The 3,257-nt window shown below is 68.3% G+C and carries 3 protein-coding genes; 2 read left to right on the plus strand and 1 reads right to left on the minus strand.

The features are described 5' to 3' along the window. Window positions 1–287 precede the first annotated feature (287 nt). Window positions 288–1,892: an IS21 family transposase gene (istA, locus tag ABD345_RS39780; RefSeq protein ID WP_380276243.1), complete on the plus strand. Its 1,605-nt coding sequence runs from the start codon at window positions 288–290 to the stop codon at window positions 1,890–1,892. Further along, window positions 1,889–2,653: an IS21-like element helper ATPase IstB gene (gene istB / locus ABD345_RS39785; RefSeq protein ID WP_344559694.1), complete on the plus strand. Its 765-nt coding sequence runs from the start codon at window positions 1,889–1,891 to the stop codon at window positions 2,651–2,653. Before istA ends, istB begins: the two co-directional genes overlap by 4 nt. Here the strand turns inward: istB and ABD345_RS39790 are convergent. After that, window positions 2,650–3,171: a hypothetical protein gene (locus tag ABD345_RS39790; protein ID WP_344559696.1), complete on the minus strand. Its 522-nt coding sequence runs from the start codon at window positions 3,169–3,171 to the stop codon at window positions 2,650–2,652. The two genes, istB and ABD345_RS39790, sit on opposite strands and share 4 nt — an antisense overlap. Window positions 3,172–3,257 lie beyond the last annotated feature (86 nt).

The raw sequence follows: 3,257 nt of genomic DNA on the forward strand, positions 1-3,257 counted from the left end.
CTGTGAACGGTCAGCGATTTCCCCCACTTCTGAGGCTTCGTGGTCACGGAATTGGCCAGGGTCGCGGTCACGACTCCCCAAGGGGAACCTGACCACGGCGGAAGCCTCGAATACCCCAGATCAGGTGGTTTGACCTGCGAGTGATCGTTCCATCCGAATCGTTCAGGTTCCCCCTGGGCATCCCCGAGCCGGGTTGAGGGTCCTGACCGTCTCGGAGTCGTCACCGTCCCTCGACCGACAGGCCGAGAGGTCGACGGACACTCTGGATGGCAAGGAGAACCTTCACCGTGGTCGACATCGTCGAGATCTACGTCCACTGGTACGCGGGCCGGTCGAAGAACCAGCTCGCGGCCTCGTTGGGGGTGGACCGCAAGACCATCAGGAAGTATCTGGCGCCGGCGGAGGCGTCCGGGATGGCCCCGGGTGGGCCGCCCATGAGCGAGGCGGACTGGGGCAAGCTGATCAAGAGCTGGTTCCCGGAGCTGGCCCGGCGCCGGCTGAACCAGGTCACGTGGGCGGAGATCGAGCCGCACCGCGACCTGGTCAAGGGGCTGCTGGAGACGACGACCGTGACCACGATCCATCAACGCCTCAGAGACGAGGGGAAGTTGGCGGTGTCGTTGTCGACGTTCCGCCGGTGGGTGACCGAGAACCTCCCAGACGAGTCGGCCCGGTCGAAGGTGACGGTGCTGCGGGACGACGTCGAGCCGGGCTCGGAGGCCCAGATCGACTACGGCTTCCTGGGCCAGTGGATCAACCCGTCGACCGGCAAACGGCACCGGATCTGGGCCTTCGTGATGGTGCTGCCCTGCTCACGGCACATGTTCGTCCGACCGGTGGTCCACATGGACCAGCACGCCTGGACCCAGGCCCACGTCGAAGCGTTCCGGTTCTTCGGCGGTGTCCCGCGGCGGTTGGTGCCGGACAACCTGCGCACGGCGGTGGACCGGCCGGACCTCTACGATCCGAAGATCAACAAGTCGTATGCCGAGCTCGCGACCTACTACGGCGCCCTGGTCGACCCGGCCCGGGCAGCGAAGCCGAAGGACAAGCCGCGGGTCGAACGGCCGATGCCGTATGTCCGCGACTCGTTCTGGAGCGGGCGGGAGTTCACCTCGGTCGAGCAGATGCAGGCCGAGGCCCTGACGTGGTCGGCCGGCACCGCTGGCCGCAGGCAGTGCCGACCGCTGGGCGGTGCCAGCCCGCTCTCGGTGTTCGAGGCGGTGGAGGCCAAGGCCCTGTTGCCGTTGCCGGACAAGCCGTTCGTGCTGGCCCGCTGGTCCACCGCCGCGGTCGGACCAGACATCCACATCAAGGTCGGCCGCACCCTCTACTCAGTGCCATGGAAGCTGATCGGCCGCAAGGTCGACGTCCGCTCCACCGCCACCATGGTCCAGGTCTTCCACGAGGGCGAGCTGGTCAAGACCCACGCCGCCCTCGACCAGGGCAAGCGCACCGACAGAGGCGACTACCCGCCGGAGAAGATCGCCTTCCAGATGAAGACGCCGATCTGGTGCCGCAGCCAGTCCCCCGAGGTCGGCGACGCCTGCCGCGAGGTGATCGACCAGCTGCTGGAGGTCAACGCGCTCTACCGGCTCCGCGCGGCCCAGGGGATCCTCGGGCTGCGGAAGAAGTACGGCGACCAGCGGCTGGAGGCGGCCTGCACCAAGGCCATCGCCGTCGGCGATCCGTCCTACCGCACCATCAAGGGCATCCTGATCGCCGGCACCGAGACCGACCCCGAGCCGGAGACCGGCGACGCCGGAGCCGCGGCCTTCCTCCACGGCCCCGAGGGCCTGTTCGCCGCGAGCATCCCCTCCCAGACCTCCGGCGAGCTCGAGGGCACCCCGGGCCACGCTGACGCCGACGACACCGAGGAGGCCGCTCGATGAGCGTGATGGACACCGCCCTGCGCGAGTCGCTCAAGGCCCTTCGGCTGTCCGGGATGCTGGAGACCCTGGACGCGCGGCTGATCCAGGCCCACGGTGGTGAACTCGGCCACCTGGACTTCCTGCAGGTCCTCTGCCAGGACGAGATCACCCGCCGCGAGACCGTTGCCTTCCAACGGCGCTTGCAGAAGGCGAAGTTCGAGCAGCAGGTCACTCTGGAGGAGTTCGACTTCGGCGCTTCTCCCAAGCTGCCGGCGGCCCAGATCCGCGACCTGGCCGCCTTGCGCTGGCTCCATGCCGGCGAGTCGGTGATCTTGTTCGGCCCCGTCGGCGTCGGCAAGACACACGTCGCCCAGGCCCTCGGCCACCTCGCCGTCCGCCAGGGCGCCAACGTCCGCTTCGCGAAGACCAGCCGGGTCCTGGCCGAGCTCGCCGGCGGCCACGCGGACCGCACCTGGGACAAGCGCATGCGCGAGCTGATCCGACCCGACGTCCTCATCCTGGACGACTTCGCGATGCGGCAGCTGAGCGCGGCCCAGGCCGACGACCTCTACGAACTGGTCTCCGAGCGGCAGGGGCGCTCGCTGATCATCACCAGCAACCGGGCTCCCAGCGACTGGTATCCGCTCTTCCCCAACCCCGTCGTCGCCGAGTCGCTCCTGGACCGGCTGATCAACACCAGCCACCAGGTGATCATGAACGGCCCCAGTTACCGGCCGAACAAGCGGCCGAAGAACCCCGTCGACAAGCCTCCGACCGCCTAGCGATCCAGCTCGGCAATGTTCCACTCCAGCGGCAGGTCATCGCCGCAGAAGACGCAGACGAAGTCCTCCTCCCGCACGATGTTGAGCTCCCGACAGGAGCGGCAGCGGCGGAAGACCACCTCATGCGTGAAGCCGGACGGGCGCGCGATCCCAATCCGCTCCAGGGCCTCGGCCACGGCCGGCCACGAGGTCACGTCCGGGCAGTAGCCGGTCGACTGGTTGCTGACCTCCTCGACCGTCCACCGCCCGGACTCCTCACGGAAGCTCATCTCACCGGCGCTCAGGACCTCTTCGCCGCCGGCGCACACCACGTGCTCGCTGCGGCGCGGAGCCAGTCGCAGCACCCCGCCGGCATCGACGACGAACGTGAACGGCTCAGCCAACTCATCCGGGGTCAGCGCGGAGACCCATGCGCCGAAGTCCACCGACGAGCGGACGCTCCGACCCTCACCACCCGCCCGGACGAGCGTCTTCAACTCCGCCGGACCCACATACCGATACATCCGCCCCCGCGTCATCACGCTCACCAACCTAGCCCCTCGCACAGCCAGGACCTGGGGAATTACGTGACCACGGCCCTTGAGGAATTACGTGACCGTCCACA

Source organism: Kitasatospora saccharophila, assembly GCF_039529925.1.
GTDB lineage: Bacteria > Actinomycetota > Actinomycetes > Streptomycetales > Streptomycetaceae > Kitasatospora > Kitasatospora saccharophila.